Source organism: Clostridium sp. Cult2 (assembly GCF_021655075.1).
In the GTDB taxonomy this organism is placed as follows: domain Bacteria; phylum Bacillota; class Clostridia; order Tissierellales; family Tepidimicrobiaceae; genus Schnuerera.
Genome location: NZ_PPXX01000057.1, coordinates 1 through 2,218, shown reverse-complemented (window position 1 = coordinate 2,218; position 2,218 = coordinate 1). Strand labels below are relative to the sequence as shown.

The following is a 2,218-nucleotide window of genomic DNA, read 5'->3' as shown; positions in this document are numbered from 1 at the left end:
ATTTTTGGTATCCATCATTAATCCTATCATCACTAAGAATAGCACAAATATTAATATTAGGAAAGTCCATAATGATAAATTTGATTCACAAAAAGTTGCCCTGCTCGGGTTGAAACCAAATTTAAAGGTTTCACTCATTCCATCAGATCTTGTTCTTGATTTAAGGAACCTTTCAAGGGAGTACTATGATCTAATGGATAATCGGTCTACTTATGTTAATAAGCTTCAAGGTGAACTACGAATGGTATTTCCACAGTATTTAAAGATTTTCTCTAAAATTACTGTAAATACCGCTTTAACCTTGTTGGAGAAATATACTTCCCCAGATGCATTTCTAAATGCTTCAAAAGATGAAATAATTGCCTCTATACGCTCTACTGCTCGTTTTGGCATTGCTTATGCTGAAAAGAAGTATAATGCAATTATTAAAGCTGCAAATAATGCAAAGGCTTTTGGTTATTCTGTAAACAGTAATTTTAAGCGTATTCTTCTATATATCCGATTTATCAGACAATATGATGAGGAAATCTCAGCTATACTTTCTGATATGCATGAATTAGTAGATTCCAACGAAGATACAGACTTTGTAAAACAAATACATCTTCTTGAATCTTTTAAAGGTGCAGGATTCCTTTCAGCCGTAAGCCTAATGTGTGAAATCGGAGATTTTTCAGCATTTCGATCCCCTAAACAACTCTTTGCTTACTTTGGCCTAGATCCTGCAGTAAACCAATCAGGTAACTTTGAGGGTACTAAAATATCTATGTCCAAACGTGGTTCTCGTATTGCTAGAAGGGTTATCCATACTATGTCCTTAATTAGTATTAGTAGAAATAAGGACGGTTCAGCTAAAAACCCAGTGCTACGTGATTACTATTTAAAGAAATGCCAGTCAAAACCTAAAATGGTTGCCCTTGGTGCCATTATGCATAAGGTTTGCAATATTGTATTTGCAATACTTCGTGATGAAAAAGAATTTAAAATCATCACACCAGAAGAACACCAAACGAATTACTTAAAAGCGAAATGCGACATCGCTGCATAGTGTAATTCCATTTAAATTTCTTTTTTTGATAACCCTTTAAAAGGCTTATTAAAGTTACCCTTTTTTAATCCAACTGGTTATCAAATATTTTTTAATTACTTATTGACAATTCTTAGCTGGACTATTAAATAATAATACATTTAGGAACTAACGTTCTTAAATGTATTATAAAATATACAGATTGTTTAGGCAAGTATGAGAATTATTAAATTTAAAAAAGGCAGAGAAGGATCTTCTCTACCTTGGTGGAATTTTAATATGCTTTAATAGAAAAGTGGACAAACTACCTGTCCCCTTGTCCAGAAAAGTGGACAAACTACCTGTCCCCTTGTCCATTCTTTTTAATTGCCCTTGTGGCATAAAATGTTGGAACATTGAATTCATGAAGTCTACCTACGCCATTTGTATCCTCATATAAATCGGTAAGTATGAAGCCTGCTTTTAACTGTCCACCAATTTGTTCTTCAATGGTATGGGAAAACTGAATTCCCCAATCATTTTTTATTGACATCTCATATAGTTGTCTATCCTTTAGAGGGTTAAATGGCAGTTTATATGTTACCGTTGTTTCATCATCATTGAAAATATAATTAATTCCATTATCTAATCCTGCCAATAGAATCCCTCCTTTCCTTAACACTCTATAACATTCCTTCTTCAATCCATTTGTCAATAGTTTTAGAATTTATTTCTGTATATTTTTTCTTCATAATAAATCTCTCCTTAATCAGTTAATACAATTTATTTGTTGTCTTTCTTTAAGATAATTAAATCTCCATCACATTCGGGAATATACAATTATTATCATAATCAAGTCCATGTTGATTGCCAAAATAGTCATGGAAGCCTAAATGAGAAAAACCATCTCCCCAATTTTTATTTTCTTCATAATTAATTATCTTTTCTACTTTACACATAATTATCCCCCTAAATTTATTAACCTATATCTGCATTTTATTCATATCTATAGCTCTTATATTTGCCACATCTCTGAATTAGTCCCTTAAGCCAAACTCCTTTACATCAATATTTTGTTTACTGGTAGCTTATTTTTGACACTAAACCAACCTCATTCCTTCTATTTCCATACTCAATCTATTAAAAAATTCATTCATAAAGTTTAATCTATCAATACTAATTTCCTTTGCTTTTTTCGTATATAACTTCTCTGAT

3 protein-coding genes are annotated in these 2,218 nt (G+C 31.7%); 1 reads left to right on the top strand and 2 read right to left on the bottom strand.

All coding sequences use genetic code 11. The features are described from left to right. A partial coding sequence (locus tag C3E90_RS06495; protein ID WP_236914851.1) for an IS110 family transposase occupies positions 1 to 1,045 on the top strand: 1,045 nt, incomplete at its 5' end. 316 nt (positions 1,046 to 1,361) lie between these two features. Here C3E90_RS06495 and C3E90_RS06490 read toward each other — a convergent pair. Both C3E90_RS06490 and C3E90_RS06485 read right to left on the bottom strand, forming a co-directional pair. Then, positions 1,362 to 1,661 carry a hypothetical protein gene (locus C3E90_RS06490; RefSeq protein ID WP_336513013.1) on the bottom strand — a complete coding sequence of 100 codons (300 nt, stop codon included), beginning with the start codon at positions 1,659 to 1,661 and terminating at the stop codon, positions 1,362 to 1,364. Between the two features lie 151 nt (positions 1,662 to 1,812). Next, a complete protein-coding gene (locus C3E90_RS06485; RefSeq protein ID WP_236914850.1) occupies positions 1,813 to 1,962 on the bottom strand; it encodes a hypothetical protein in 150 nt (49 codons plus the stop codon). Positions 1,963 to 2,218 lie beyond the last annotated feature (256 nt).